This window comes from Pseudoflavonifractor sp. AF19-9AC (assembly GCF_003478995.1).
Lineage (GTDB): Bacteria > Bacillota > Clostridia > Oscillospirales > Oscillospiraceae > Lawsonibacter.
The window spans coordinates 514,634-538,726 of record NZ_QUGI01000001.1; the positions used below are offsets into that span (position 1 = coordinate 514,634).

General features: G+C 58.9%; 24 protein-coding genes. 14 read left to right on the forward strand and 10 right to left on the reverse strand.

Annotated elements, in window-relative coordinates; translation table 11 throughout:
• Positions 1-117 precede the first annotated feature (117 nt).
• Both DWX58_RS02435 and DWX58_RS02440 read left to right on the forward strand, forming a co-directional pair.
• Positions 118-1,071 carry a LysR family transcriptional regulator gene (locus tag DWX58_RS02435; RefSeq protein WP_118641402.1) on the forward strand — a complete coding sequence of 318 codons (954 nt, stop codon included), beginning with the start codon at positions 118-120 and terminating at the stop codon, positions 1,069-1,071.
• A gap of 36 nt (positions 1,072-1,107) precedes the next feature.
• Positions 1,108-1,938 carry a formate/nitrite transporter family protein gene (locus DWX58_RS02440; RefSeq protein WP_199648637.1) on the forward strand — a complete coding sequence of 277 codons (831 nt, stop codon included), beginning with the start codon at positions 1,108-1,110 and terminating at the stop codon, positions 1,936-1,938.
• A 47-nt stretch (positions 1,939-1,985) separates the two neighbouring features.
• Here DWX58_RS02440 and DWX58_RS02445 read toward each other — a convergent pair whose 3' ends face one another.
• Positions 1,986-2,357: a hypothetical protein gene (locus tag DWX58_RS02445; RefSeq protein WP_118641403.1), complete on the reverse strand. Its 372-nt coding sequence runs from the start codon at positions 2,355-2,357 to the stop codon at positions 1,986-1,988.
• Entirely contained in the window at positions 2,354-3,067 is a 714-nt protein-coding gene (locus DWX58_RS02450; protein ID WP_118641404.1) for a helix-turn-helix domain-containing protein, read from the reverse strand. Before DWX58_RS02450 ends, DWX58_RS02445 begins: the two co-directional genes overlap by 4 nt.
• Before the next feature lie 474 nt (positions 3,068-3,541).
• Here DWX58_RS02450 and epsC point away from each other — a divergent pair, with 474 nt between their 5' ends.
• The gene (gene epsC / locus DWX58_RS02455; protein WP_118641405.1) at positions 3,542-4,231 is read left to right on the forward strand and encodes a serine O-acetyltransferase EpsC; all 690 of its coding nucleotides are present in this window, start codon (positions 3,542-3,544) and stop codon (positions 4,229-4,231) included.
• Between the two features lie 27 nt (positions 4,232-4,258).
• Entirely contained in the window at positions 4,259-5,707 is a 1,449-nt protein-coding gene (gene cysS, locus DWX58_RS02460; protein WP_118641406.1) for a cysteine--tRNA ligase, read from the forward strand.
• 78 nt (positions 5,708-5,785) lie between these two features.
• On the opposite strand, the gene DWX58_RS02465 is transcribed toward cysS, so the two are convergent.
• Positions 5,786-7,138, reverse strand: a complete 1,353-nt coding sequence (locus tag DWX58_RS02465; protein WP_199648639.1) for an S-layer homology domain-containing protein — start codon at positions 7,136-7,138, stop codon at positions 5,786-5,788.
• Between the two features lie 210 nt (positions 7,139-7,348).
• Between DWX58_RS02465 and DWX58_RS02470 the strand changes: the two genes are divergently transcribed.
• Positions 7,349-8,881, forward strand: coding sequence for a M15 family metallopeptidase (locus DWX58_RS02470; RefSeq protein ID WP_118641408.1), 1,533 nt, complete (start codon positions 7,349-7,351; stop codon positions 8,879-8,881).
• A gap of 200 nt (positions 8,882-9,081) precedes the next feature.
• Positions 9,082-9,618 (forward strand): rubrerythrin, encoded by a 537-nt coding sequence (rbr, locus tag DWX58_RS02475; RefSeq protein ID WP_118641409.1) that lies wholly within the window; start codon positions 9,082-9,084, stop codon positions 9,616-9,618.
• A 155-nt stretch (positions 9,619-9,773) separates the two neighbouring features.
• Here the strand turns inward: rbr and DWX58_RS02480 are convergent, their stop codons facing one another.
• From DWX58_RS02480 to DWX58_RS02490, 3 genes are all read right to left on the reverse strand, one after another.
• Positions 9,774-10,496, reverse strand: coding sequence for an amino acid ABC transporter ATP-binding protein (locus tag DWX58_RS02480; RefSeq protein WP_118641410.1), 723 nt, complete (start codon positions 10,494-10,496; stop codon positions 9,774-9,776).
• Positions 10,483-11,178, reverse strand: coding sequence for an amino acid ABC transporter permease (locus tag DWX58_RS02485; protein ID WP_118641411.1), 696 nt, complete (start codon positions 11,176-11,178; stop codon positions 10,483-10,485). Before DWX58_RS02485 ends, DWX58_RS02480 begins: the two co-directional genes overlap by 14 nt.
• A gap of 94 nt (positions 11,179-11,272) precedes the next feature.
• On the reverse strand, positions 11,273-12,160 hold the full coding sequence (locus tag DWX58_RS02490; protein WP_118641412.1) for a transporter substrate-binding domain-containing protein: 888 nt from the start codon (positions 12,158-12,160) through the stop codon (positions 11,273-11,275).
• Between the two features lie 383 nt (positions 12,161-12,543).
• Here DWX58_RS02490 and DWX58_RS02495 point away from each other — a divergent pair, with 383 nt between their 5' ends.
• From DWX58_RS02495 to DWX58_RS02505, 3 genes are all read left to right on the forward strand, one after another.
• The gene (locus DWX58_RS02495; protein ID WP_158579190.1) at positions 12,544-14,379 is read left to right on the forward strand and encodes an LTA synthase family protein; all 1,836 of its coding nucleotides are present in this window, start codon (positions 12,544-12,546) and stop codon (positions 14,377-14,379) included.
• A gap of 135 nt (positions 14,380-14,514) precedes the next feature.
• The gene (locus tag DWX58_RS02500) at positions 14,515-15,072 is read left to right on the forward strand and encodes a sigma-70 family RNA polymerase sigma factor (RefSeq protein WP_118641414.1); all 558 of its coding nucleotides are present in this window, start codon (positions 14,515-14,517) and stop codon (positions 15,070-15,072) included.
• Positions 15,069-16,772, forward strand: a complete 1,704-nt coding sequence (locus tag DWX58_RS02505) for a hypothetical protein (RefSeq protein WP_118641415.1) — start codon at positions 15,069-15,071, stop codon at positions 16,770-16,772. The genes DWX58_RS02500 and DWX58_RS02505 overlap by 4 nt, the downstream gene beginning before the upstream one ends.
• Positions 16,773-16,819: 47 nt before the next feature.
• On the opposite strand, the gene spoVAE is transcribed toward DWX58_RS02505, so the two are convergent.
• Both spoVAE and spoVAD read right to left on the reverse strand, forming a co-directional pair.
• Positions 16,820-17,176 carry a stage V sporulation protein AE gene (gene spoVAE / locus DWX58_RS02510; protein WP_118641416.1) on the reverse strand — a complete coding sequence of 119 codons (357 nt, stop codon included), beginning with the start codon at positions 17,174-17,176 and terminating at the stop codon, positions 16,820-16,822.
• A gap of 26 nt (positions 17,177-17,202) precedes the next feature.
• Positions 17,203-18,213, reverse strand: a complete 1,011-nt coding sequence (spoVAD, locus tag DWX58_RS02515) for a stage V sporulation protein AD (protein WP_118641417.1) — start codon at positions 18,211-18,213, stop codon at positions 17,203-17,205.
• Between the two features lie 153 nt (positions 18,214-18,366).
• Here spoVAD and DWX58_RS02520 point away from each other — a divergent pair, with 153 nt between their 5' ends.
• The 3 genes from DWX58_RS02520 (at position 18,367) to recO (ending at position 21,047) form a co-directional block, all read left to right on the forward strand.
• Positions 18,367-19,995 carry a gamma-glutamyltransferase family protein gene (locus tag DWX58_RS02520; protein WP_118641418.1) on the forward strand — a complete coding sequence of 543 codons (1,629 nt, stop codon included), beginning with the start codon at positions 18,367-18,369 and terminating at the stop codon, positions 19,993-19,995.
• An 85-nt stretch (positions 19,996-20,080) separates the two neighbouring features.
• On the forward strand, positions 20,081-20,239 hold the full coding sequence (locus tag DWX58_RS15180; protein ID WP_158579191.1) for a hypothetical protein: 159 nt from the start codon (positions 20,081-20,083) through the stop codon (positions 20,237-20,239).
• Positions 20,240-20,279: 40 nt separating this feature from the next.
• Positions 20,280-21,047, forward strand: coding sequence for a DNA repair protein RecO (gene recO / locus DWX58_RS02525; protein WP_118641419.1), 768 nt, complete (start codon positions 20,280-20,282; stop codon positions 21,045-21,047).
• Positions 21,048-21,109: 62 nt separating this feature from the next.
• Here recO and rpmF read toward each other — a convergent pair whose 3' ends face one another.
• Positions 21,110-21,298, reverse strand: a complete 189-nt coding sequence (gene rpmF, locus DWX58_RS02530) for a 50S ribosomal protein L32 (RefSeq protein ID WP_118641420.1) — start codon at positions 21,296-21,298, stop codon at positions 21,110-21,112.
• A 48-nt stretch (positions 21,299-21,346) separates the two neighbouring features.
• Positions 21,347-21,850, reverse strand: a complete 504-nt coding sequence (locus DWX58_RS02535) for a DUF177 domain-containing protein (protein WP_118641421.1) — start codon at positions 21,848-21,850, stop codon at positions 21,347-21,349.
• A 168-nt stretch (positions 21,851-22,018) separates the two neighbouring features.
• On the opposite strand from DWX58_RS02535, the gene DWX58_RS02540 reads away from it, so the two are divergent.
• On the forward strand, positions 22,019-23,020 hold the full coding sequence (locus DWX58_RS02540) for an RluA family pseudouridine synthase (RefSeq protein WP_118641422.1): 1,002 nt from the start codon (positions 22,019-22,021) through the stop codon (positions 23,018-23,020).
• A 114-nt stretch (positions 23,021-23,134) separates the two neighbouring features.
• On the forward strand, positions 23,135-24,091 hold the full coding sequence (locus DWX58_RS02545; protein ID WP_118641423.1) for a hypothetical protein: 957 nt from the start codon (positions 23,135-23,137) through the stop codon (positions 24,089-24,091).
• The last annotated feature ends 2 nt before the right edge of the window (positions 24,092-24,093 follow it).

The following is a 24,093-nucleotide window of genomic DNA, read 5'->3' on the forward strand; positions in this document are numbered from 1 at the left end:
AATGTTCCAAAAATCAGAAGAAACAGTTTGTTTTGTAAAGAAAAAGTGGGGGAGGACGGCAACGAGACACTGTTTTTAGCCAGAGAACTATGATATAATCATTATAAGCAATTGGTTATGGAGGTGCTGGCCATGTTTGTGAAGAACCCGGAATATTTCCTTACCATTGTCAAGGAAAGAAGCATTTCCCGGGCAGCAGAGCACCTCTATCTCTCCCAGCCCTACCTCAGCCAGTACCTGGCCAAGCTGGAGTCCAATCTGGGTGTGGTACTGCTGGACCGCTCCCATACGCCTTTGCGCCTCACCCCGGCGGGGGAGCTGTTTTACGCCTATCTGGAGCGGCAGGACTATCTGGACCGGCAGCTGGTCAGCGACCTGCGGGACCTTCAGAATAAGAAGCGGCCCATGCTCCACATTGGTGTGTCCCCCTGGCGGGGGTCTACGCTGCTCCCTGATGTGCTGCCCCGGTTTACCAAGGAATATCCGGATGTGCAGGTGGTGCTCCACGAGGCTCCGGTGCCCGATCTGGCGGATCTGGCGGCGGGCAGCATCACCGACTTCTGCATCATGCACATCCCCGGGGATCTGCAGGATCTGACCTATGAGCTGGTGATGCGGGAGCATGTGTTTTTGATCGGAAGCCGGCTGCACCCCCTGGTGCGGGACAGTCAAAGCAGCTATGAGGACCCCCAGCCCTTCCCGGACCTGCGGCTTTTGGAGCATGAGCGAATCATCATGCTGCCGCCGGACTGGCGGCTGAGCAAGCTGCTGCGCAATACCTTTTCCGTCCACAATGTGGAGCCTCAGAACATTCTCATTACCACCAATAACACCACAGCCATCAATCTGGTGGCCGAAAATATGGGCTTTGCCTTCCTGCAGGAGAGCGGCATTTCCCGTACGCCTTATCTGGATCGCCTGGCCTGCTTTACCATTGGTGACCCGCCGCTCACCTGTCCCATGGCGGTGGTTTATAAAAAGAATGGATTCCTGTCCCCGGCTGCCCGTACCTTCATTGACTTGACCAAGGAATACTATAGCCGCTTTGACCGCAAGGACTGGGACGTCTGAGCGGAACAATCGTGTGGAAGAAAGAGGAAGGATCGTATGAATCAGAACAATTATTATTCCCCCGTTGAGGTAACCTCCATGTATGCTGCGGCAGGGGCGGACAAGACCAAAAAGCCCGCGATCGTGCTGATTCTGCTGGGTATTCTGGCCGGCGCTATTATCGCGCTGGGCAGCGCCGCTACCAACACCGCTATCTATGGCATTGCCGATACCTGGACGGCCCGCACCATCTGCGGACTTCTGTTCCCCTTTGGCCTGGGCATGATCGTTATGACCGGAACTGAGCTCTTTACCGGCAACAGCCTCATTACCATCTCGGTTCTGGACCGGCGCTGTTCTGTCATGGGCATGCTGCGCAACTGGGTGATTGTCTACCTGGCCAACTTCGTGGGCTCTCTGCTGGTGGCTGCGGGCTGTGCCTTCTTTGGTCAGATGAACTACTCTGGCGGACAGCTGGCGGTCTTTACCATGAAGCTGGCCGCAGGCAAATGTGCCCTGCCCTTCCAGAATGCTTTGGTGCTGGGCTTCTTCTGTAACCTCTTGGTGTGTCTGGGCGTTATACTGGCCATGTCGGGCAAGGACAATGCCAGCCGGATTCTGGGCGCGTTCCTGCCGGTGTGCTACTTTGTGATCTGCGGCTTTGAGCACTGTGTGGCCAACATGTACTATATCCCCGCCGGCCTGCTGGCCAAGACGGTGCCCGCTTATGCTCAGCTGGCCGCCGAGATGGGGGTAGACCTGTCTGCTCTCACCTGGGGCAACTTTGTGGTGAAGAACCTTGTGCCCGTCACCATCGGAAATATTCTGGGCGGTGCGGCGCTGGGTGCTGTGCTTTGGTTCTGCTATCGGCCCAAGAAAGCGGCTTAAGGCTGCATACATAAAGAGCCTCTCTTCCGTAGGGAAGAGAGGCTTTTTTATGTTCTGGAGAAGCACCGGCGGGCCAGCAGATAGCCCAGCGCGCCCACCTGATAGGCCAAAAAATCGAAGGGGTCAAAGACAGCTCCTGCCTTCCACAGGGGAGCCAGAACCTCCCACACAAAGCCGCAGGCCAACAGCAGGGGGACCGTTTGCTTCCAGGAGCGAATGGCGGGCAGACGGCCCAGCCGCAGCAGAGCATCCGCCCAGGCGGCCAGGAAAAGTCCGGCAAAGAGGTCGTTGGCGTAGCACACCAGAAACCACCGGACAAAACCGGCGGTCACATGGCGCAGCCAGAAGCGGTTCACCATGTAAAAGCCGGCGGCTCCTGTACACAGCAGCAGGTCCGCACACAGGATCCGCCGCCTCATAGGATGGATAACAGCAGGACCGTAAGGATGATTCCCACCACCACGGCCCCCACCATGCCCCAGAAGGAGAGGGGCTTTCGGTCCGAGGTCAGCTTCAGCTGGCGGTGGGAGAGGGAGGTCTGCCGCAACAGTTCCTCCGGTGTGTCCCCTGCCACGTCAGGATAGAAGAAGAAGTAGCCTTCATAGGGGCCGGCGATCGCCTCCAGAATTTTGTCCACCTGGTGGGGCGAGAGCCCTTGGCCCAGGATGATGGGGGCCTCGTCCGTCAAAGCCTCTGCCTCCCAGGTGTTGAGGGGGTGTGCCAGGGGAGAATCCTCATCAAAGTAGCCGGTGCGGGAGAGCTTCTTCAGTTCGTCCACGGGACGGACCCACTCGCAGGGGGTGAGTAGAAGGGTGTAGCCGCATTCCGATGCCCCAAGTAAATGAAATCCGCAGCCAGGACAGAATTTATCCATAGGGGTGATGATCCCACCGCAGCTGGGGCACAGGGCCGGGGGCCGCTCGTCGGCGTGTTCCTCCCCCAGCAGCAGCCAGTCGGCGGAGACGCCGAACAACCGGCACATCTCGGTGATGTAGGCCACATCCGGGTTGGTCTGGCCGCTCTCCCATTTGCTCACCGCCTGGCGGGATACGCCCAGCTTTTCACCCAGTTGCTCCTGGGACAGTCCGGCCTTCTTCCGGGCCAGAGAAATACGCTCATATAATTCCATGGGCAGCCTCCTCAATCAAGCATGTCAGCTTCCTTTTTCTGTCTCCAAGATACCAAAGATAGGGCCCAAACACAAGAAAAAGAAGCTGGAAGTTTGTCAACCTCAGGTTGACAAGGGCGGATTCGGGCAAAAAGAGGGGAAAAGAGGGCTTGGTCTTGACACCCGGGCCGGGGGATGATAATATAATGTCCTGTAAGCGCGAGGAACGGAAGAGTAGCATCCACGGCAAAGAACAGAGAGGGCCCTTCACCGGCTGAAAGGGGGCCTGCGGCGGCGGGATGTGAAGTGCGTCCGGGAGCGCGGCGGGTAATGCCGCCCGGTTCGGCCCCGATATTGGCCGGATGAGTGAAAAATGAGAGTGGAACCGCGATTTTGTCGCCTCTTATGCCTGTGCCGGGCATGGGAGGCTTTTTTGTACCCTTTGGACCGGTGCAGGGCCTTGTCAACCCAGTCTGACCGGAAAAAGGAGGAGCCATGTTCAAATCACTCAGCGAGCTTTTGGGGGCCTACCAGCGCCGGGATCCGGCGGCCCGCTCCAAGCTGGAAATCTTTTTGCTGTACCAGGGTGTCCACGCCGTGCTGTATCACCGGCTGGCCCACTGGCTATACTGTCACCACTGCAAGTTTCTGGCCCGTTTCGTCTCCCAATGGAGCCGCTTTTGGACGGGAATTGAAATTCACCCCGGAGCCAAGATCGGCCGCCGCCTGGTCATTGACCATGGCATGGGCATCGTCATCGGCGAGACCGCCGAGGTGGGGGATGACTGCCTCATCTATCACGGCGTCACCCTGGGCGGCACGGGCAAGGACCACGGCAAGCGTCACCCCACCATTGGGAACAACGTGCTGCTGAGCTGCGGGGCCAAGGTGCTGGGCCCCTTTAAGGTGGGGGACAACGCCCGCATTGCCGCCAACGCTGTGGTGCTCACCGGGGTGCCCCCCGATGCCACCGCCGTAGGAATTCCCGCCCAGATTGTCCGCATTGCCGGCCGCACCACCCACTACGCCGACGACGTGGACCAGACCAGTGTGGAGAACCCCACTTTGGAAAAGCTTTCCGCCCTGTCTGCCCGGCTGGAGCTGGTGGAGCGCCTGCTGGATGAGCAGTTTATGGCCGGAAAAGGGCTGTCCGCCTCAGAGCGTCCTGTACAAACCGAAGAATAACATGTTCAAATAAGGGAGAAGAACACTATGCTGCTTTATAATTCCGCAACCCATAAAAAAGAAGAGTTCCAGACCCACACCCCCGGCCATGTGGAGATGTACACCTGCGGCCCCACGGTGTACCACTTTGCCCACATCGGCAACCTCCGCTCTTACATCATGGAGGACGTGCTGGAGAAGTTCCTGCGCTACGATGGCTATGACGTCAACCGGGTCATGAACATCACCGACGTGGGCCACCTGGCTTCCGACGCGGACACCGGCGAGGATAAGATGCTCAAGGGCGCCAAGCGGGAGCACAAGACGGTGATGGAGATCGCCCAGTTCTATACCGACGCCTTTTTTGCCGACTGCCGCAAGCTGAACATCCGCCGTCCCGATACCGTCCAGCCCGCCACCGGCTGCATCGACGAGTATATCAAGATCGTCACTGGCCTGCTGGACAAGGGCTACGCCTATGTGGCCGGAGGAAACGTGTACTTCGACTCCTCCAAGCTGGACCGGTACTATGTCTTCAATGACCACGACGAGGAGGATCTGGCCGTGGGCGTCCGGGAGGGCGTGGAGGAGGACACCAACAAGCGCAACAAGAACGACTTCGTCCTCTGGTTCACCAAGTCCAAGTTTGAGGACCAGGCCCTGAAGTGGGATTCCCCCTGGGGCGTGGGCTATCCCGGCTGGCACATCGAGTGCTCCGGCATCTCCCTGAAGTACAACGGCGAGTACCTGGACCTCCACTGCGGCGGCATTGACAATGCCTTCCCCCACCACACCAATGAGATTGCCCAGTCGGAGTCCTTCCTGGGCCACCCCTGGTGCAAGCAGTGGTTCCATGTCCATCACCTGAACACCACCTCCGGCAAGATGTCCAAGTCCAAGGGCGAGTTCCTCACCGTCTCCCTGCTGGAGGAGAAGGGCTACGATCCTCTGGCCTACCGCTTTTTCTGCCTGCAGAGCCACTACCGCAAGGGTCTGGTCTTCTCCTGGGAGAACCTGGACAACGCTGCGGGCGCCTATCAGAAGCTGATCGCCAAGATCGCCGCGCTGAATCCCCAGGACGGGGAGGTGGACCAGGCCGTGCTGGAGGAGTACAAGGCCAAGTTCACCCAGCAGGTGGGCAACGACCTGAACACCTCCATGGGCGTCACCGCTCTCTATGATGCCCTGAAGGCCAAGACCAACGGGGCCACCAAGCTGGCCATTCTGGACAGCTTTGACCAGGTCCTGTCCCTGTCCCTGCTGGACAAGGCGGACAAGCTCCGTGAGGAGCAGGCCAAGGCCAAGACCGCTCAGTCCGCCGGTGGCTACACCGTCACCGGCGAGGGCGATGCCGCCATCGACGCCCTGGTGCTGGCCAGAGGCGAGGCCAAGAAGGCCAAGAACTTTGCTGAGGCCGACCGCATCCGTGACGAGCTGAAGCAGCAGGGCATTGAGGTGACCGACGTGCCCGGCGGCGCGGTGTGGAAGCGTGTGTAAAGTAAATATACCTGCCATAAGAAGAAACAAAAAACGAGGCGTCTCCCATGGGAGACGCCTCGTTTTGTATTTTATCACTTACAGACGATCCAGAATCTGACAGAAAACCGTGGCCGCTTCCCCGCGGGTGAGCTGTCCGCCGGGATGGAGGAGACCGTCGCTGCCGCCGGAGAAGAGCCCCAGGGCGGTGATGTTATTGACCCCTTGCTGTGCCCAGGGGGAGACACTTGCACTGTCCGGGAAGGTGGGACCCTGTGCCTGAGGGGGACGGAGAGCGTTGTTGAGAATCACCATGGCCTGTTCCCGGCTGATGGCGGAGTCGGGGGAGAAGGCACCGTATCCTGTGCCGGCCACCAGCCCCGGGGAGGCGGCCCGGAGGATTTCGGCCTGAGCCCAGTAGTCATCCAGGTCGGTGAATTGGGGCGTTGTCCCCTCGGGCAGGGCGTCCAGAGCGCCCCGGGGCCCCAGAGCGGAGACCAGCATGGCGGTAAATTCACCGCGGGTGATGGGCTCGTAGGGCCGGAATTTTCCACCCCGCGTGTGAAGGGCAATGCCGGTTTCGGCCAGCCGTTCAATGTTGGCGCGGGCCCAGTGGTCCGCAATATCATCAAAATAGAAGGAGTTCTCATCCAGCCACTGGAAGCCGTAGTCCAGAATGGTGGCGGTATCCGTGTGGCGGTGAGTGTCGTTGTTGGACTTCATGACCACTGCAATGATCCGGCGGCCGTCCCGGACCGCGGTGGCGGACAGGCAGTAGCCGGCCTCCGGGATGGTGCCGGTTTTGAAGCCGTCGCAGCCCTCATAATAGTGATCGGTGAGCAGCTTGTTGGTGTTGGGGTAAGTCTTGCCGTTAAACTCCACAGAGGGGAGGGAGGTGTACTCCAGAATCTGGGGGAACCGGTCAATGAACTCCCGGATCAGGATGGCCACCGAGCGGGCAGTGAGATAGTGGGGGAATGCTCCGTGACAGTTTTCGTACTCACCTACCATGCCCAGACGCTGAGCGGTCTGGTTCATCCGGGCCACAAAGGCCTCTTCGCTGCCGGAGATAAACTCCGCCATCACAATACAGCTGGCGCTGGCGGAGGGGATCAGGATGAGCTTGAGCAGGGTTTCCACGCTGACCTCGCCTCCGGAGGGGAGGGGCACCATGGCCGGGTAGCTGGAGTCACGGGACTTGCGGGCATTTTCCGCGCTGATGGGCACCATGGTGTCCAGAGTAAAGGTGCCCGCTTCCAGCTCCTCAAAAATGATGTAGGCGGTCATGATTTTGGTCATAGAGGCTGGAACACGGAGGGAGTCGGTATCCTTGGCATAAATGGTTTCGCCGGTGTCATAGTCGATGACAATGGCGCTTTCTGCGTAGATCTCCGGCTTGTCCGGTTGGGAGGCGGAGACGGGGACAAGGCTCAGGAGGAGCAGCAAAGCCAAAAGAACCGATGCGAACCTGCGTTTAGTGGAAGCGGATTTCACAAGATCCATCTCCTTTACAAAAACTTTACTGCTTTAATGAAAGCGCAATTAGCCCCAAAAGTCAAGGGCTTAAGCGGGAAAGAAATTGCTTGCCGAAAAAAATGGGGCAGGATATAATGAAGGGCAATAGAGGAGTGTCCACCGCTGCTGAGAAACGGAGGTAGACCAATGATGCGAAATCTGACGGCCCTGCTTCTGGCAGGAGCCCTGTTGTGTTCCCTGAGCGCCTGTGGACCAGGCGGCCAAGGGGAGGAGGTATCTTCCAGCCATGCATCGGCCAGCAGTTTGGTTCCGCCGGAGCCCATGCCCGACGTTCCCGGGGAGGATGAGCTCCCGCTGGAGCCGGAAGAACCACAGGTTCCGGCCCACACGCTGGAGTGGGAGAACGATCACAGGCTGGAAACTGAGTTTCGTCCGGAGAATCACGGCGGACTGGAGCTGCCGGTACGGGGAGCCACGGGATATACTTCCGTAGAACTGGGACTATGGGAGATCCGGCCGGATCAGATGCCAAAACCGGAGCCGGAGCCGGCTGCTGTGAAAGAAGAGAAGGGCGAAGATACCGCACAGCCGGCGGAAGGTGGTACAGGCCAAACGGAGCAGGATCACTCCAACGGCGGGGAACCGGCAGAGCAGTCTCCTGCCCGGGAGGAGACGGGATCCACAGAGGATCAAACAGAACAGGGCTCGTCGGAAAGCGAAACAGCAGATCAGGAGCCCTCGGATGCACCGGATGCTGTGGACCAGGCCGGGGGAGAACAGCCGGAGCCCGTTCAGCCAGAGCCGGAACCCGAACCCGAACCGGATCCCTTTGCGGGGGCCATGGCGGTGCTGAAGCCGGGCACGCCCTTCACCATTCTGGAGGAGCAGAAGGACTGGTGGCGGGTTCGATGTGAGCAGGGAACGGGCTGGGTGGAGCACCGCTACTGTATGATCAATCTGCCCGATGTCATTCCCTCCATGGTGTACCATGCCACCAACAGCTTCAGCTCGCTCTATCGCACCAGCGGTAAAAGCATTTCCGGTATTACTGGCAATGCCTTCTATACCGGGAAGCGCTACAATGAGCGGCTGGGACGGGAGGAGTACATGATGCCGGTGCTCTACTCCATGGCGCTGAAAATCGCTCAGGCCCAGCGGGCCGCTCTGGAGGAGGGCAATACACTGGTGCTCTATGAGGGCTACCGGCCGTACAGCACCCAGAAAGCGGTGCGGGATGCGGTGAGCAAGATGGCGGAGCGGGACCCTGTGGTGAAGGAGGGGGTAAGTGACCCGCCCTGGAGCCAGACCTGGTTTATTTCCAATGGCTACTCCAACCATCAGAAGGGATTTGCCATCGACGTAAGTCTGGGCAAGGTGTGGGACACGGAGGTACAGCAGTGCGGGAGCTATTCCTATCTGAGAATAACAGACTACTCCCTTTATGAAATGCCCACCCAGATGCACGAGCTGAGCATGGCAGCGGCTACCTTTACCGCACCGGTGGCAGTTAACTCGGCCACAGCCTGGAAATCCGCCCAGCTGGCGGAAGGGATGAACGAACCAGCTTTGGGCTTGCAGCGCTACTGCGCCGGAGCAGGGCTGACTCCCTTGGCCTCGGAGTGGTGGCATTTCAACGATTTGGAGACCAGAGCAAAGGTCCTGGAACGATCCGGGACAGGCGGATTTGAAATTAAGGTGTGCTTGAGCTCGGCGCCGTGAAGAAAAAACATTGGCGAAAGTCGGCCGCAGAGGTGGAAGAAGTGCGATAAATGAAAAGCACAGCGCCGTATGATAGCAAAAAAATTTCCTGTTAGAGAGGAAAAAATGATTGACAAAGTCGGTAAGCTATGTTATTCTTTAGGCACAGTTAATAATAATAATAATAATTCCTATTTATTTACATGAGGAGGAAATTGATTATGCCTGAGTTGAAGGGAAGCAAGACGGAAGCCAATCTGTGGACCGCGTTTGCCGGCGAGTCCCAGGCCCGCAACAAGTACACCTACTTTGCCTCCAAGGCCAAGAAGGACGGCTATGTTCAGATCTCCAAGATTTTTGAGGAGACTGCCGCCAACGAGAAGGAGCACGCTGAGATTTGGTTCAAGCTTCTGAACGGCATCGGCACCACTGCTGAAAACCTGAAGGCCGCTGCCGAGGGTGAGAACTACGAGTGGACCGATATGTACTCCACCATGGCCAAGGAGGCCAAGGAGGAGGGCTTTGACCACATCGCTTTCCTGTTCGAGGAAGTGGCCAAGATCGAGAAGGAGCACGAGGAGCGCTATCGCAAGCTGCTGGCCAATGTGGAGGGCGGCATTGTGTTCTCCCGGGACGGCGACATGATTTGGCAGTGCAGCAACTGCGGCCACATCCATGTAGGCAAGCAGGCCCCCGAGGTGTGCCCTGTGTGCGCCCACCCCAGAGACTACTTCCAGCTTAAGGCTGAGAACTATTGATGTTCCGGCGCTCCGGCTGAAGTATTTGCAGGAGAAGAGAGGACCGGCCCTTCTGGGGCCGGTCCTTTTTCATGCGAAGCGAACGATTGTGGAATGAGAGAAAAACAAAGCCCCCGGACGTTGGCGGTCCGGGGGACAACTGTTTGTTCAGGGAATCACAGCACCTTGGACAAGAACTCCTTGGTGCGGGCCTCTTTGGGATTGGAAAAGAAGGCATGGGGCTCATTCTGCTCCAGAATGTGGCCGCCGTCCATAAACAGGACCCGGCTGCCCACCTCCCGGGCAAAGCCCATCTCGTGGGTGACCACCACCATGGTCATGCCCTCCTCGGCCAGCTGCTTCATAACTTCCAGAACCTCACCCACCATCTCGGGGTCCAGGGCGGAGGTGGGCTCGTCAAAGAGCATGACCTTGGGCTTCATGGCCAGGGCGCGGACAATGGCGATCCGCTGTTTCTGACCGCCGGAGAGCTGGGCGGGGTAGGAATCCGCCTTGTCTGCAAGGCCTACCCGCTTAAGCAGAGTGATGGCGGTCTCATCCGCCTCTTCCTGGCTCATGCGCTTGGTCAGTACAGGGGCCAGGGTGATGTTTTTGCGGATGGTCATATTGGGGAAGAGGTTGAAGTGCTGGAACACCATGCCCATCTGGCGGCGGACGGAGTCAATATCAACCTTGGGAGAGGTAATTTCCGTGCCCTCAAAGGTAATAGAACCGGAAGAGGGGGTCTCCAGCAGGTTCAGACAACGCAGGAAGGTGGACTTACCAGAGCCGGAGGGGCCAATGATAACGACCTTTTCTCCGGGGGAAATGTGCTCGGAGATGTTGTCCAGCACCAAGTGGCTTCCAAAGGACTTGGTAAGGTTTTTAACGTCGATCACTTTGGCGCAGCCTCCTCTCAATTTTTTTGATGATAAAGGTGAGAAGATATACAATGGCCAGATAGAACAGGGCCGCTACCGTCATGGGAGCCAGGTAATTGGCCAAATTTTGTCCGCTGCCCACATTTTTGGCGGCGGCAGTCAGGTCGTACATACCAATCATGCTGACAATGGAGGTTTCCTTGATCAGGGCAATCAGTTCATTGCCGATGGAAGGAATTACGTTCTTGATAGCCTGGGGGATGACGATGTACCACATGGTGGCCCCGGAAGACAGGCCTAGGGAACGGCCGGCCTCGGTCTGGCCCACGTCCACCGACAGGATGCCGGCGCGGATGTTCTCCGACACATAGGCGCCGGAGTTGATGCCGAACGCGATGATGGCAGTTACCAATACCGGGAAGCCGCGGATGGCCAGCACCACGAAGGCCATAATGAAAAGCTGCAGGGCCATGGGGGTGCCGCGTACCACGGTGACGTAGATCCCGCAGATGAGCTTGGGAATCTTCATCAGGGGATGCTTGGACCGGGACAGGCCTACCAGTGCCACCACCGTGCCCAGCACCAGACCGATGAGGGCGGCGCCGACGGAGATGGCAAGGGTCATGCGCAAGCCGGTCAGCATACTTTCCAGATACTTTGGTTCTGTAAAGACCAGCACAAATTTCTCAAAAAAGCTCATATGTTCACCGGCTTTCTCATGTCAGCGGCGGAACGGCGCCTGTGGGCGCCGTTCCGCCAGCATTTCTTCTTTATCTCAATCTCAGAAATAGGAATTACTCAAGACCCATGTGCTTCATCACCAGGTCATTGATGCCGTCCTCGCCCAGCTCGGCCAGCACACCGTTGATAGCGGCCAGCAGCTCGTCCTGACCCTTGGTAACACAGATGGCGTACTGCTCCTGGGTGGGGTAGGGATCCTCGCCCTCGGCCCCGGCGTAGTACAGAGCGGCGCACTCATAGCCGTCGTTCTTGTCCACGATGAAAGAAGCGGGCAGATAGTCCACAACCACTACATCGATCTGACCGGCGCCCACGGCGTCCACGGCCAGCTGAGCGCTGTCGTAGCGGGTCTGGCTGGTCTGGGTGCCATAGAGCACACCGGTGTAGTTGTCAGACTCCTCGCTGCCGTCAGAGTTGATCTCCAGGCCCACATAGATGTCGCCGGTGGTGTCAGTCTGCACGCCGATCTTCTTGTCAGCCAGAGAGTCCCAGAGGATGTAATTGGTGTCGCCGTCAGTGCCGTCGGGGGTCATGGTGCCGGTGGGATAAATCACATACTGCACGGAGGTGTAGTAGGGATCGGAGAAGTCCACCAGCTCCTGGCGGGCAGGGGTGATGGTAATGCCGGCGGCGCCCACATCAGCCAGCTTGCCGGAAGAGACGGTGTCGATGATGGTACCAAACTCCACGTTGGTGTAGGTGATTTCGCGGTTCAGCTTCTCACCCACCATGTTCATGATATCCACGTCCACACCCACGATGTCGGTGCCGTCATAATACTCAAAGGGAGCGAAGTAAGCATTGGTGTAAACGGAAATGGGGGTACCGGAGGACTGCTGAGAGCCGGAAGCGCTGCTGCTATTGCTGCCGCTCTTGCTGCCGCAGGCGGCCAGGCTCATTACCATGGCCAGAGCCATAGCCAAAGCAAGAAACTTTTTCATAGTAATATCTCCTTTTCAATGGGCCCCGAATGGATCGGGGCGTTATTCTGAGTATAACCCAGGATTCTATACACCGTCAATAGATAGATATGCAAATTTTTTGCAAATGCAAAAACTTTTTTCGGCAGAAAGGCGGAAATTAGTGCTGAAGAAAGCGAGGGAATCGGAAAGCTGGCACAGAAAACTGTAAATTGGGAGAAAATGAATATTCACTCAAAAATGAATAATTAAAGGCGTGAAACCTTTTCTTTTTGTTTGCGTCTGATAAGAACAGAGACAAATCAAAAAAATTACGAACTTCTGCCGGAGGTCTTGCATTTTTCGACAACTGAGCTATGCTATTAAAGGCGGCGAATGCCGTGTTGATATTGGAGGATAGATACATGAAGCGACTGCTCTATGGGGACACCTTTCCCAGACTGGTGTCCGACATCCGGGAACACCCGGGAAAATGGGGATCCCGGCTGGTGTTTCTGCTGGGACCCTGGGTCTGCCTGTGGATGGTGGAGATCCTGAACCAGAACAATGTATTTCGGGACCTGTATGCCTGGCAGGTTCTGATGAACATGGTGTGGTACTATATTCTGTTCGTCTTTCTGCGCCTGGTGCTGGGGCGCAACCGCCGGGCGGCGGCTCTGGGTGTGACGCTGGCCTTCCTGGTGGGCCTGGTCAACCATTACATATTGCGCTTCCGGGGAAGAATCCTTTTCCCCGCGGATGTGACTGCATGGCGTACGGCTGCCAACGTGGCTGAGGGCTTTGACTATTCCATGGACCTCTATATCGTCCAGGCTCTCATTCTGCTGGTGGCCTATCTCTCCCTGGTGTGTATGTGCCAGCCCCAGAAAAAGCGGGCCCGTCTGCCCCTGCCGGTGAGTGGTTTGGCGCTGGTGTGTATTGTGGGCTACTGCTACGCGTTCTTCTTCACGAGCATGCTGCCCACCCTGGGCATCTTCACCCAGCAGTGGGTGACCCAGCGCAACGGATTCCTGCTCAACTTCACCGTGGCCCTGCGGTACAGCTCCGTGGAGAAGCCGGAGGGTTACTCTGAGGAGACCGTTCTGGAGCTGATGGAAGAGTATCCCGGCCTGGAGGGGGACGAGAGTGCCACCAAGCCCACCAACATAGTGGTCATCATGAATGAGTCCTTTGCGGACTTTTCGGTTTACGATCGGTTCAGCTGCTCGGAGGATCCCATGCCCTTCCTGCATTCCCTGGAGGAAAATACGGTGAAGGGGTGGATGTACTCTTCCGTGACGGGCGGCGGTACAGCCACCGTGGAGTTTGAGTACCTCACCGGCTTCAACAGCATCTTCCAGCCGCCGCACACAGTGGCCTACCAGCTCTATGTGGAGGAAAATATGCCCTCCCTGGCCGCTCTGGCGGGCACCCAGGGCTATGAGACCACTGCCTTCCACCCCTACAAGGCTTCCGGCTGGAACCGGGTAATCGCATACGATTATCTGAACTTTGACCGAAAGCTGTTTGATGAGGATGTTGTCGACCCCTGGTATATCCGCAATGTGATTTCCGATATCTCCGACTATGAAGTCATTTTCGATACCACGGAGGAGCAGGATTCTACCTTCTTCTTTAACGTCACCATGCAGAACCACAGCGGCTACGCCCAAGGTTGGAACAATCTGGAACGCACCATTGACCTGCCCGCAGAGCTGTCTGCAGCCGACAATACGGCGGAGCAGTACTTTGCCCTGCTGCGGGAAAGCGACCTGGCGTTGGAACAGCTGATCAACTACTACAAGAATCTGGACGAGCCCACCATGGTTGTCTTTTTTGGCGACCATCAGCCGCCGCTGAGAAATGAGTTTTACGAGCAGCTGCATGGAAAAGCCCTGTCTGAGCGGACCACTGAGGAAGTCATGCGGCAGTATGAGGTGCCTTTCTTCATCTGGACCAACTACGATATTGAGGAGCAGCAGGATGTGATCATCAGCCCCAACTATCTGGGGGTGCTTACCGCACAGCTGGCGGGGCTGCCCATGACCGGCTTCATGAATTTCTTGTCCCAGATGTACGAGGAGCTGCCTGCCGTCACCCCGGTTGGAATTTATACCAAGGACGGACAGTTCCTGGAGCAGGGAGAATTGAACGAGACCCAGCAGGAATGGATGAAAAACTATGAGATTCTGAACTACTGCGGCATGGTGGACCTCTTTGACGAGGCCCGGCCCATGTTCTGTCTCCACGGAGAAGAATAACAAGTGTACCACCCGGAGCCCATGGCTCCGGGTGGTTTTTTTCTGCCCCACATGGTAAAATGGGTGCAATATTGCAGGCTTAATTTCGTCTGAAAGGGTGAAGGGACCTTCAAGGATGAGAAAGGGGGAGCACCTGTGGAGGACGGTGCCATTGTGGAGCTCTATTGGCAGCGGAATGAGCGGGCCATTACGGCCTCCGATGAGAAATACGGCGGGCTGTGCCGCAGTCTGTCCCAGAACATTCTGGACAGTGTCCAGGATGCGGAGGAGTGCGTCAACGACACCTGGCACCGGGCCTGGAACACCATGCCGCCCCAGCGCCCGGGCTCCCTCCGGGCCTATCTGGCCCGGATCGTGCGCAACCTGTCCATTGACCGCTGGCGGGCCAAACGAAGCCAGAAGCGGGGCGAGGGCATGGAGGCGCTGGTGCTGGAGCTGGAGGACTGCGTTCCCGCTGTCCAGAGTGCCGAGGCGGAGTTTGAGGCCAAGGAGACTGCCGCCGCCATCGACCGCTGGCTGGATACCCTGAGCCAGGAGGACCGGGTGGTCTTTGTCCGCCGTTACTGGTACGGGGAGCGGGTGGATAAGCTGGCCGGACAGTGCGGGTGTACCCCCAAGCAGATGGCCGGGCGGCTGTTCCGGATGCGGGGCAGTCTGCGCCGGGCCCTGGAGCGGGAAGGAGTGAGCCTGTGAGTGACAAAAGCGAGCGCCTCTTTGAGGCCATGAGTGAGCTGAGCGACAAAACAATCGACGAGGGGGCCACATACAACCCCAAAAAGAAATTCCGTTGGAAGCGGTGGACGGCTCTGGCCGCCTGCCTGGCTATCCTGGTGGTGGGAGTGGGTGGCATTACCGGGCTCATTCCCATCTTCCGCATCGGGGCCAACGCCGGGGGCAGCGGCCACGATGAGGCATCCGTCTTCATGTCCTACGCCGGGCCGGTGTTTCCCCTGACCCTGGGGGAGGCCAACGGCAGCATCACCGCCCAGCGGGACATCACTCTGGACTTTGCCCCCTGGGTGCCCCGGTGGGAGAGCAATGAGGAACGGCTTTCGGACCGGACCTGGCTGACGGAGGAGGAGCGGCAGGCGGTGCTGAAAGACTATCAGGAGCTGTACCCTGAGGGCGGACAGTACCGGTACAACAGCCATATCCTGGTCACCGATGCATATACCCTGACCAACAGCTCGGAGGAGAATCAGACCATCACGCTCCTCTATCCCTTTGCATCCTCCCTGAGCGAATTGGGCTGGAGCCGTCCCACCCTGACGATGGACGGACAGGAGCTGGAAACCAGAACCTATGTGGGGACCTACTCCGGATCCTTTGAGGGAGCCTGGAGCGGCACTCTCATGGAAGGGGAGGAGGGGGGCAGTTCCAACCTGAACTACGCTGAAAGCTGGGAGGACTACAAGGCCCTTCTCGGCGACGGCAGCTACCTGCAAAACGCCCTGGGTCCGGCCCCTGACGTGAGCAGTGTTCCTGTGGTGGTCTATGAATTTACCGACCCCTACGGCCCGGCACAGGATGAGGAGGCCGGAATCCCCAACCCCTTCCTCCGGGTGGGATTTGACCTGGACTATGACAAAACCACCGTGCTGGCCTACGGCTTCCACGGCGGGCGGTATGACCGGGAAAACGGCACCATGATCCAGGGCTTCTCCATCCCACAGGAGGGGGAGTCCCGATACGGCCAGACCTTCTATCTGCTGGTGGTGGGGGAGGACGTGGAAAACATGACCATCGGTGGCTATGTCACAGGAGGAACCGACCCGGATACCCAGGAGCTGGAGGGCTGTGGGGTAACGGTGGAGCGGTACGAGAGCGACTTGGATACCATGCTTCGGAAGATTCTCACTCCGATGTGGGAGGAGGAAAGCCAGAAGACCTACGAGCAGGATGGCACCGAGCTTTCCGTGGACTTTGACACCTGGTACCGGGCGTTCCTGGAGCACCTGTTTGCGTACGGTGTGCTCTCCCCGGAAGCCGCGGAGCGGTACGGCACCGGCTGGTTGGAGGAGCTGGGCAGCGATGTGAATACCGTGGACCGGGTGTGCTGGCTGGAGGCGGAAGTCACCGTCCCCGCCGGAGGCAGCGTCGCCGTCAGCGCCCAAATGAACAAGGAGAACAGCTACGACTTCTACTGTGCCCACACGGAAAATAGCGGCGTGAGCAGTTACGACCTGGTGACCACCCTGGGCTCCAACCTCTCCTGCACGGAGCAGACCGCCACTCTGGAGGACCGGGGTCAGATTGTGATTGTGCGGCAGAACTTCGGTTTTGATCTGGAAAACGGCGTGAAGACCGTAACTCTGGACCCGGGTACGGAACACTACTACCTGGAGGTAAAACGCTTGGCGGGAACCATCCCGGAAGAACCGCCGGAATCTTGAGAGGATATAAGAAACGGGAGTCCGCTCTCAGCGGTCTCCCGTTTTGTTTATCCCTTTGGTTTTGGTTTGCACACCAGGGCCACCAGAAAGCCGAAAAAGATGGCGGCGGTAATTCCTCCCGCCGCGGCGGTGGCGCCTCCGGTGAGGGCACCCAGCAAACCGTCCTCCGCCACTGCCTTGCGAACGCCCTTGGCCAGCAGGTGCCCGAAGCCGGTGAGGGGAACGGTGGCGCCGCAGCCGCCCCAGTCCACCAGGTACTGATATACCCCCAGCCCGCTGAGAACTACCCCGGCGGTGACGTAGCACACCAAAATCCGGGCGGGAGTGAGCTTGGTCTTGTCAATGAGCAGCTGGCCGATGACGCACAGAATGCCGCCGCAGAGAAAGGCATTGAAGTATTCCATAAAACCTCCCAAAGAACAAGGCGGGTTCAGCCCGCGGAAATGGCGATGGCGTGGCAGATGCCGGGGATGGACTCCCCCTGGAAGGAGGCGGTAGGGGAGTGGAGGGCTCCGGTGGGGCAGAAGAGGATGTTCTTCCAGGTCCCCTCCTCCAGCTGCCGCAGCAGGTAGCCCGCCAGCACTGAGGCGCAGCACCCGCAGCCCGACCCGCCGCAGTGGACGTCCTGTTGCTCCACATCAAAGATGAGCGCGCCGCAGTCCAGATGGTTATTGAGAGAGATGCCATCCTCCTCCAGCAGCCGCAGCAGCAGGGTGCTGCCCAGTACCCCCAGATCGCCGGTGATAATCTTGTCGTAGAAGCCCGGGCTCCGACCGGTGTCCCGCAGGTGGGCAGCAATGGTTTGAGCGGCGGCGGGGGACATGGCGGCCCCCATGTTGTTGGTGTCCTTGATGCCCTTGTCCACGATTTTACCTGGGGTTACATGGGTAATCCGGGGACCGGCCCCCTCCCGGGCCAGCACAATTGCCCCGGAGCCGGTCACCGTCCACTGGGCGGTGGGGGTGCGTTGGCTGCCGTACTCCAGAGGGGTGCGGTACTGCCGCTCGGCGGAGCAGAAATGAGAGGACACCACCACCGCTGCCCGCTCCCCGAAGCCGCCGTCCAACGTCATGGAGGCCAGAGCCAGCCCTTCCCCCATGGTGGAGCAGGCCCCATACAGGCCGAAGAAGGGGAGGTCCTGTTCCCGGGCGGCGTAGGAGGAGCCGATGCACTGGTTGAGGAGGTCGCCGGCAAACAGCCAGTCCAAATTGGAGGCCGCTAGTCCCGCCTTCTCCAGGGCCAGGGAGAGGGCCTGCTTCTGCATGGTGCTCTCCGCCTTCTCCCAGGAGGACTGCCCGAAGGCGTCATCCTCAGCAATAGAATCAAAATAGCTTGCTAGCGGCCCCTGGCCCTCCTTTTGGCCCACCACACAGGCCCGGCTGATGAGGAAGGGGGGATTGGCCAGAGCCGCCGTCTGGCCGCCCAGTTTTTTTGTGTTCATATCGCATACCGCTCCGCTTTCTTCAATCTGGAGGATAGTTTGTCCGGTGACACAAAAACTATCCCCGCAAGGGAAAAAGAAACTGGACGGCGGGGTGGTCAAGGAAGAGAGATTTTAGTATAATGGAGCCAACGACAAAAGGAGTTGATTGCTTTGCCTCAGTTTGATCCCCAGAAGTATGCCTATCCCTCCCGGCGGAATGTGGTCTATGGCCGCCACGCCATGGCCTGCACCTCCGTGCCCCTGGGTGCGCAGATCGGCCTGGATGTGATGAAGGCGGGGGGCAACGCCATGGATGCCGCGGTTGCCATGGCTGCCGCCATGCCGCTGCTGGAGCCTACGGGCAACGGCCTGGGCTCAGACTGCTTCGCCCTGGTGTGGGTGGAGAAAGAGAAAAAGCTTTACGGCCTGAATGCCAGTGGGAAGGCTCCTATGGCTCTGTCAGCAAGGCTTGTGAAGGAAAAAGGCTTTGCAGAGATGCCGGAGGCCGGCTGGCTGCCCACCATGGTTCCGGGCGCTCCGGCGGGGTGGGCGGAGCTGAACCGCCGCTTCGGGACCAAGTCCCTGGAGGAGCTTTTTGCCCCCGCTGTGTCTTACGCCCGGGAGGGCTGCCCGGTGGCGGTGAATGTGGAGCCCCAGTGGGAGCAGGACTCCCAGCGCATTGCCAAGGCCATGAAGTCCGACCCGGCGCCCCACGCTTACTGGTGGAAGACCTTTATGAAGGAGGACGGCAGCCCATACAAGGCGGGGGAACTCTTCCGCTGGGAGGAGTACGCCCAGACCCTGGAGGAGCTGGCCGCCACCGGCTGTGAGAGCTATTACCGGGGCCCCATCATGGAGAAAATTGTGGCCTTCAGCCGGGAGACCGGAGGCTACTTCTCCGAGGAGGATTTCCGGAGCTATCACCCGGAGTGGGTGGAGCCCATCACCGCCGACTACAAGGGCTATACCGTCTGTGAGATTCCCCCCAACGGCCACGGCATTACCGTGCTCATGGCGCTGGATCTTCTGAAGGGCCTCCCTCTGTCGGAGGAGCGGGACTGTGCCGATACCTATCATAAAATTCTGGAATGTATCAAGCTGGCCTTTGCCGACACCAAGACCTATGTGGCCGATCCCCGGTACATGAAGACCAGGGTGGAGGACCTGCTCTCCGAGGAATATGCCCGCTGCCGCCGGGCCCTCATCGGGGACCGTGCCCTGCTGCCCGAGGCGGGAGACCCCTCCTGCGGCGGAACCATCTACTTATGTACTGCCGACCCCTTCGGCAACATGGTATCCTTTATTCAGAGCAATTACACCACCTTTGGGGCAGGGGTAGCCATCCCCGGCACCGGCATCTCCCTGCAGAACCGGGGAGCCAACTTCTCCCTGGACGAAAACAGCGACAACTGCCTGGCGGGCGGCAAGAAGTCCTACCACACCATCATTCCCGGTTTCCTCATGAAAGACGGGGAGGCAGTGGGTCCCTTCGGCGTCATGGGCGCCTTTATGCAGCCCCAGGGCCACGTGCAGGTGGTGGTGAATACGGTAGACTACCACATGAACCCCCAGGAGGCCCTGGACGCCCCCCGGATGCAGTGGATTGGCGGGCGGCACATCCAGCTGGAACGGGAGGTGCCCGCCCATATCGGAAAGAAATTGGCGGAAATGGGTCACGAGGTGGAAATTGTAAATACAAACATTTCCATGGGCCGGGGCGAAATCATCTGGCGTACGAAAAACGGCCTGCTGGTGGGCGGAACAGAGCCCCGTTGTGACGGCACCGTGGCCGCCTGGTAAAAAGCCGCCGAAATTTACCGCTCATAGGATTCGGAAAACTTGCCAGCCTAACCCACAGACAGAAAAACAGGAGGGCAAGGAAACCGTGGATGAGGAGAGATTGTGGGCGCTGTTTTTTGCCACCGGATTGCCCCAGGCCTACCTGGCTATCCGGGGCGTGAGAGAGGAGCGGGAGGCCCAGGCCATTCTGCCAGAGGCGCGAACTGCCTTTCGGGCCGGGCCGCTGTCCGCCCGGGAAATTTAAAAGCGAAGCCCAGGCTTCGCTACATAGTTGAGGGATTTGTATGCATGTTGCCACCAAGGCGCTGGTTCTGCGGGGCGTGGACTATAAAGAATCGGATAAAATTTTGACCCTGCTCACCCAGGACCAGGGCAAGCTCACCGCCTCTGCCAGGGGCTGCCGGAAGAAGGGCAGCCCGCTGGCGGCCGGGTGCCAGCTGCTCAGCTGGGGGGAGCTGGTGCTCTACGACTACCAGGGCCGCTGGACCGTGAAGGAGGCGTCCCCTGAGCGGATTTTCCAGGGGGTGCGGGACGATCTGGACAAGCTGGCTCTGGCCTGTTACTTTGCCGAGGTCACCGAGCTTCTGGCGGTGGAGGGGGAGCCCAATCCACAGCTCCTCTCTCTGATTCTTAACAGCCTCCATGCCCTGGACAAGCTCCATAAGCCCCTGGCGCTGGTGAAGGCGGCCTTCGAGCTGAAGGCCATGTGTCTGGCGGGGTACGAGCCGCTGCTGGAGGGCTGCGCCGTGTGCGGCGCGGAGCAGCCGGAGGAGCCCCGGTTCCACCTGCGGGAGGGGGTGCTCCACTGTGCCCGCTGCCGGGATCAGGTGGGGGAGGGAATTTCCATGCCCATCAACAGCCAGGCCCTCCGGGCTATGGAGCACATTGCCTATGGGGACCCCAAGCGGCTCTTTTCCTTCCAGGCGGAGGGGGAGGGCCTGCGGCAGCTGGGGGACTTGACGGAGGCCTACCTCCATACCCAGCTGGAGCGGGGCTTCCGCACCCTGGACTTCTATAAGCAGCTGCAGGTAGAGGCGCCAACCTTGTCATAATACGGAAAAAGGCCTCTGCGTCCATGGGACGCAGAGGCCTTTTCACTACGTTGTCTTTGTGCTTACTGCTGAGCCTCGACCTGGCCAAAGGTGTGGCCGTTGTAGGTCAGACAATTTTTGCACATCCGGTGGGGCAGCCGGTAAGCCCCGCACTTGGGGCAGGTCACGATACCGGGAGTCTCCAGCTTCCAAACGGAGCTGCGCCGCTTATCGCGCCGGGCCTTGGACACTTTTCTCTTAGGAACCGCCATGTTTGACACCTCCTTCGGTTTTCGTGCCAATCGAGGCACTTCGACTACTCACTCAGCATCATTATCCAGCAGCTGCGCAAGGGCCGCCAATCTTGGATCTACTTCAGGTTTGCACCCGCAGGGGCCAAGGTTCAGGTTGGCTCCGCACTTGGCGCACAGCCCTTTGCAGTCGTCTGAGCAAAGGTTTTTGGTATCCATCGCGAGGACAAAGGCCTCAGAAGCCGCCTGGTCCAAATCCAGTTCGGTGCCTTCCAGCAGAAGGATGTCGTCGTTTTCCTCATCCTCCAGCTCCTGAGCCACCAAGCTGTCCAGTTTGACCACCTTTTTCCGGGAAAATTCCTTTCCGCAGCGGTCGCAGACCAGATCCAGCTGGGTTTCCATGGTCCCCTCCAGCACCAGAGCGCCCGCGTGGTTGGTCACGCTGCCCTGCACCAGAATGGGGTGGGTTACAGGTTTGTAGCCGTAGAAATCCAGGTCGGACAGGTCCAGCTGAAACTGAAACGTCTTTTGTGCGTCGGGCGTGTAGATAATCTCTTGTAAATCCAGACGCATGACGTTCCTCCCAAGTGCTTGACCTTCTACTCGCATAATGGTACGGAGAGTATTATAAAGAAAATGGCTCCACTTGTCAAACCTTTTTTTGTGATTGACAAAACTATTTTTTTGTGGTCCAATCTTGAGAGAATCCCACATATTGTACAAAAGGAGTCGTACCGGTCCATGAAGGAGTTTGTCATCGGGAAAAACGACGCCGGACAGCGGCTGGACCGTTGGCTGGCCAAGACGCTGCCCCTGCTGCCCGCGCCCCTGGCCCAGAAGTACATCCGTCTCAAGCGGGTGAAAGTAAACGGAAAAGGGTCCAAGCGGGACGTGCGGCTCAATGTGGGGGACGTGCTGCAATTATACATCAACGACGAGTTTTTTGAAAGGCCTACCCCGGAAAATGCCTTCTTGTCCCTGTATCAGCCCAAGCTGAACATCCTCTATGAGGATGAGCACATTATGCTGCTGGACAAGCGGCCGGGGCTGGTGGTCCACCCGGACGAGAACGAGCGGGTGAACACCCTTCTGACCCACATCCAGGCCTACCTCTACCAGAAGAAAGAGTGGTCCCCCTACTGGGAGAACTCCTTTGCCCCCGCCCTCTGCAACCGCATTGACCGGAACACCGGCGGCATCGTCATCGCCGCCAAGACTGCCGAGGGACTGCGGGTGATGAACCAGAAGATCAAGGACCGGGAGCTGAGCAAGTACTACCTGTGCGTGGTCCAGGGCCGTATGGAGCCCAGGGAGGGCAAGCTGGAGGGCTACCTCTTCAAGGATGAGGTGAAAAAGCAGGTCTACGTCAAGAGCCGTCCCCAGCCCGGGGCCAAGACCGCCATTACCTTATATAAGACGCTGGCGGTGGAGCACGGGCTTTCCCTGGTGGAGTGCGACCTCGTCACCGGCCGGACTCACCAGATTCGTGCCCAGTTTGCCGCGGCGGGTCACCCGCTGCTGGGGGACGGAAAGTACGGAAGTGAGCGGGAGAACCGGAAGTACGGCCGCCACGGCCAGGCCCTGTACTCCTATAAGCTGGTCTTTCAGTTTACCACCGACGCCGGGCCGCTGGAGCATCTCAACGGCCGCACCTTCCAGGTGGAGGATGTGGACTTTGTGGCGGAGTATTTCCCCCGTTATCAGTGGAAAGGGACAGAACGGGAGCAAGAAAAGAACACCTGAACCAAGCGGGGCCGCAGGCCCCGCTTTTTCACGCCAAGAAATTATTGACAAACGATAATTCCTGTGCTATATCTGAATTAGAAATTATCGCAAAACAATAATCGGAGGTGCACTATGAACCGAAGAAATCTGTTCTTGGTGGCCGGAGCCGCCCTGCTGGGGGGCGCTCTGGCGGTGTTGGGCGGACTGCTGGGCCGTACGGAAGCGGCCGATGTGCTTTCCGCCCCGGTCAGATGGATTGGTGCCGGGCTGCGGGAACTGTCCCTGTCCGGGTTCTGGGGGAACCTGGCTGCCTGGTTCCTTGCATTTCTGGTGTGTGCCCTGCCGGGGCTGCTGGCGCTTTGGAGCGGTCGCTGGAAGGGAAGCCGGGGAACAGAGGATTGGCTGCTGGCGCTGATGGTGCCCGTTCTCTTTGCCCTCGTCTTTTTCGGCGTCAACCCCACCCTGCTGTCCCAGCCCTTTGACCTGATATTTCCTCTGGCCGCGGGCGGATGTCTGCTGTCTCTGCTGATTGCCTGGCTGGTGCTGAAGCTGCTGCGGGGAATGGAGGACTGCTCTCAGCAGCGGCTTCTGGGGGCGCTTCAACCCCTGCTGGTGGGCGGAGCCATGGTGTTGGCCTTCGGTTCGGCTGCCGGACGGTTGGCGGAGTTCATGGCACAGAGAGAGAACATTTTTCAGGGTAACACCGGGGACCCGGAGGGGGCCTTTTTTACCAGTGCCGTGCTGCTGGTCCTGGTCCTGCTGGAGCTGACTCCTTATTTGATGGGGGCGTTCACTCTGCTGTGGGGGGCGGAGCTGGCCCGGGCAATGGAGGCGGAACTGTTTGGCGCAGCGGCAGTAGAACTGTGCACACGGACGGCACTGGGGTGCCGGTTTGTGGTGCAGGCCACGGTGCTCATTTCTGTCTTTACCAACCTTCTGCAGCTGAGTCTGATGGCGGTGATGAAAAGCACCAGCTTTTCCGCTTATATTCCCCTGTTTCCGCTGATTCTGGCCGGAACGCTGTTTCTGCTGTGCCGGCTGATGGAGAAGGGAAGGGCGCTGCAGGAGGACAACGACTCCATCATCTGAGG

Bases quoted from the DNA above. Each gene is read 5' to 3' on its own strand.
- spoVAD (WP_118641417.1), bottom strand. From the start codon at position 18,213: ATGAACACAAAAAAACTGGGCGGCCAGACGGCGGCTCTGGCCAATCCC.
- DWX58_RS02450 (WP_118641404.1), bottom strand. From the start codon at position 3,067: ATGGAATTATATGAGCGTATTTCTCTGGCCCGGAAGAAGGCCGGACTG.
- DWX58_RS02495 (WP_158579190.1), top strand. From the start codon at position 12,544: ATGAAGCGACTGCTCTATGGGGACACCTTTCCCAGACTGGTGTCCGAC.
- DWX58_RS02545 (WP_118641423.1), top strand. From the start codon at position 23,135: ATGAACCGAAGAAATCTGTTCTTGGTGGCCGGAGCCGCCCTGCTGGGG.
- DWX58_RS02540 (WP_118641422.1), top strand. From the start codon at position 22,019: ATGAAGGAGTTTGTCATCGGGAAAAACGACGCCGGACAGCGGCTGGAC.
- rbr (WP_118641409.1), top strand. From the start codon at position 9,082: ATGCCTGAGTTGAAGGGAAGCAAGACGGAAGCCAATCTGTGGACCGCG.
- rpmF (WP_118641420.1), bottom strand. From the start codon at position 21,298: ATGGCGGTTCCTAAGAGAAAAGTGTCCAAGGCCCGGCGCGATAAGCGG.
- DWX58_RS02435 (WP_118641402.1), top strand. From the start codon at position 118: ATGGAGGTGCTGGCCATGTTTGTGAAGAACCCGGAATATTTCCTTACC.
- DWX58_RS02440 (WP_199648637.1), top strand. From the start codon at position 1,108: ATGAATCAGAACAATTATTATTCCCCCGTTGAGGTAACCTCCATGTAT.
- epsC (WP_118641405.1), top strand. From the start codon at position 3,542: ATGTTCAAATCACTCAGCGAGCTTTTGGGGGCCTACCAGCGCCGGGAT.
- DWX58_RS02490 (WP_118641412.1), bottom strand. From the start codon at position 12,160: ATGAAAAAGTTTCTTGCTTTGGCTATGGCTCTGGCCATGGTAATGAGC.
- cysS (WP_118641406.1), top strand. From the start codon at position 4,259: ATGCTGCTTTATAATTCCGCAACCCATAAAAAAGAAGAGTTCCAGACC.
- recO (WP_118641419.1), top strand. From the start codon at position 20,280: ATGCATGTTGCCACCAAGGCGCTGGTTCTGCGGGGCGTGGACTATAAA.
- DWX58_RS02470 (WP_118641408.1), top strand. From the start codon at position 7,349: ATGATGCGAAATCTGACGGCCCTGCTTCTGGCAGGAGCCCTGTTGTGT.
- DWX58_RS02535 (WP_118641421.1), bottom strand. From the start codon at position 21,850: ATGCGTCTGGATTTACAAGAGATTATCTACACGCCCGACGCACAAAAG.
- DWX58_RS02485 (WP_118641411.1), bottom strand. From the start codon at position 11,178: ATGAGCTTTTTTGAGAAATTTGTGCTGGTCTTTACAGAACCAAAGTAT.
- DWX58_RS02445 (WP_118641403.1), bottom strand. From the start codon at position 2,357: ATGAGGCGGCGGATCCTGTGTGCGGACCTGCTGCTGTGTACAGGAGCC.
- spoVAE (WP_118641416.1), bottom strand. From the start codon at position 17,176: ATGGAATACTTCAATGCCTTTCTCTGCGGCGGCATTCTGTGCGTCATC.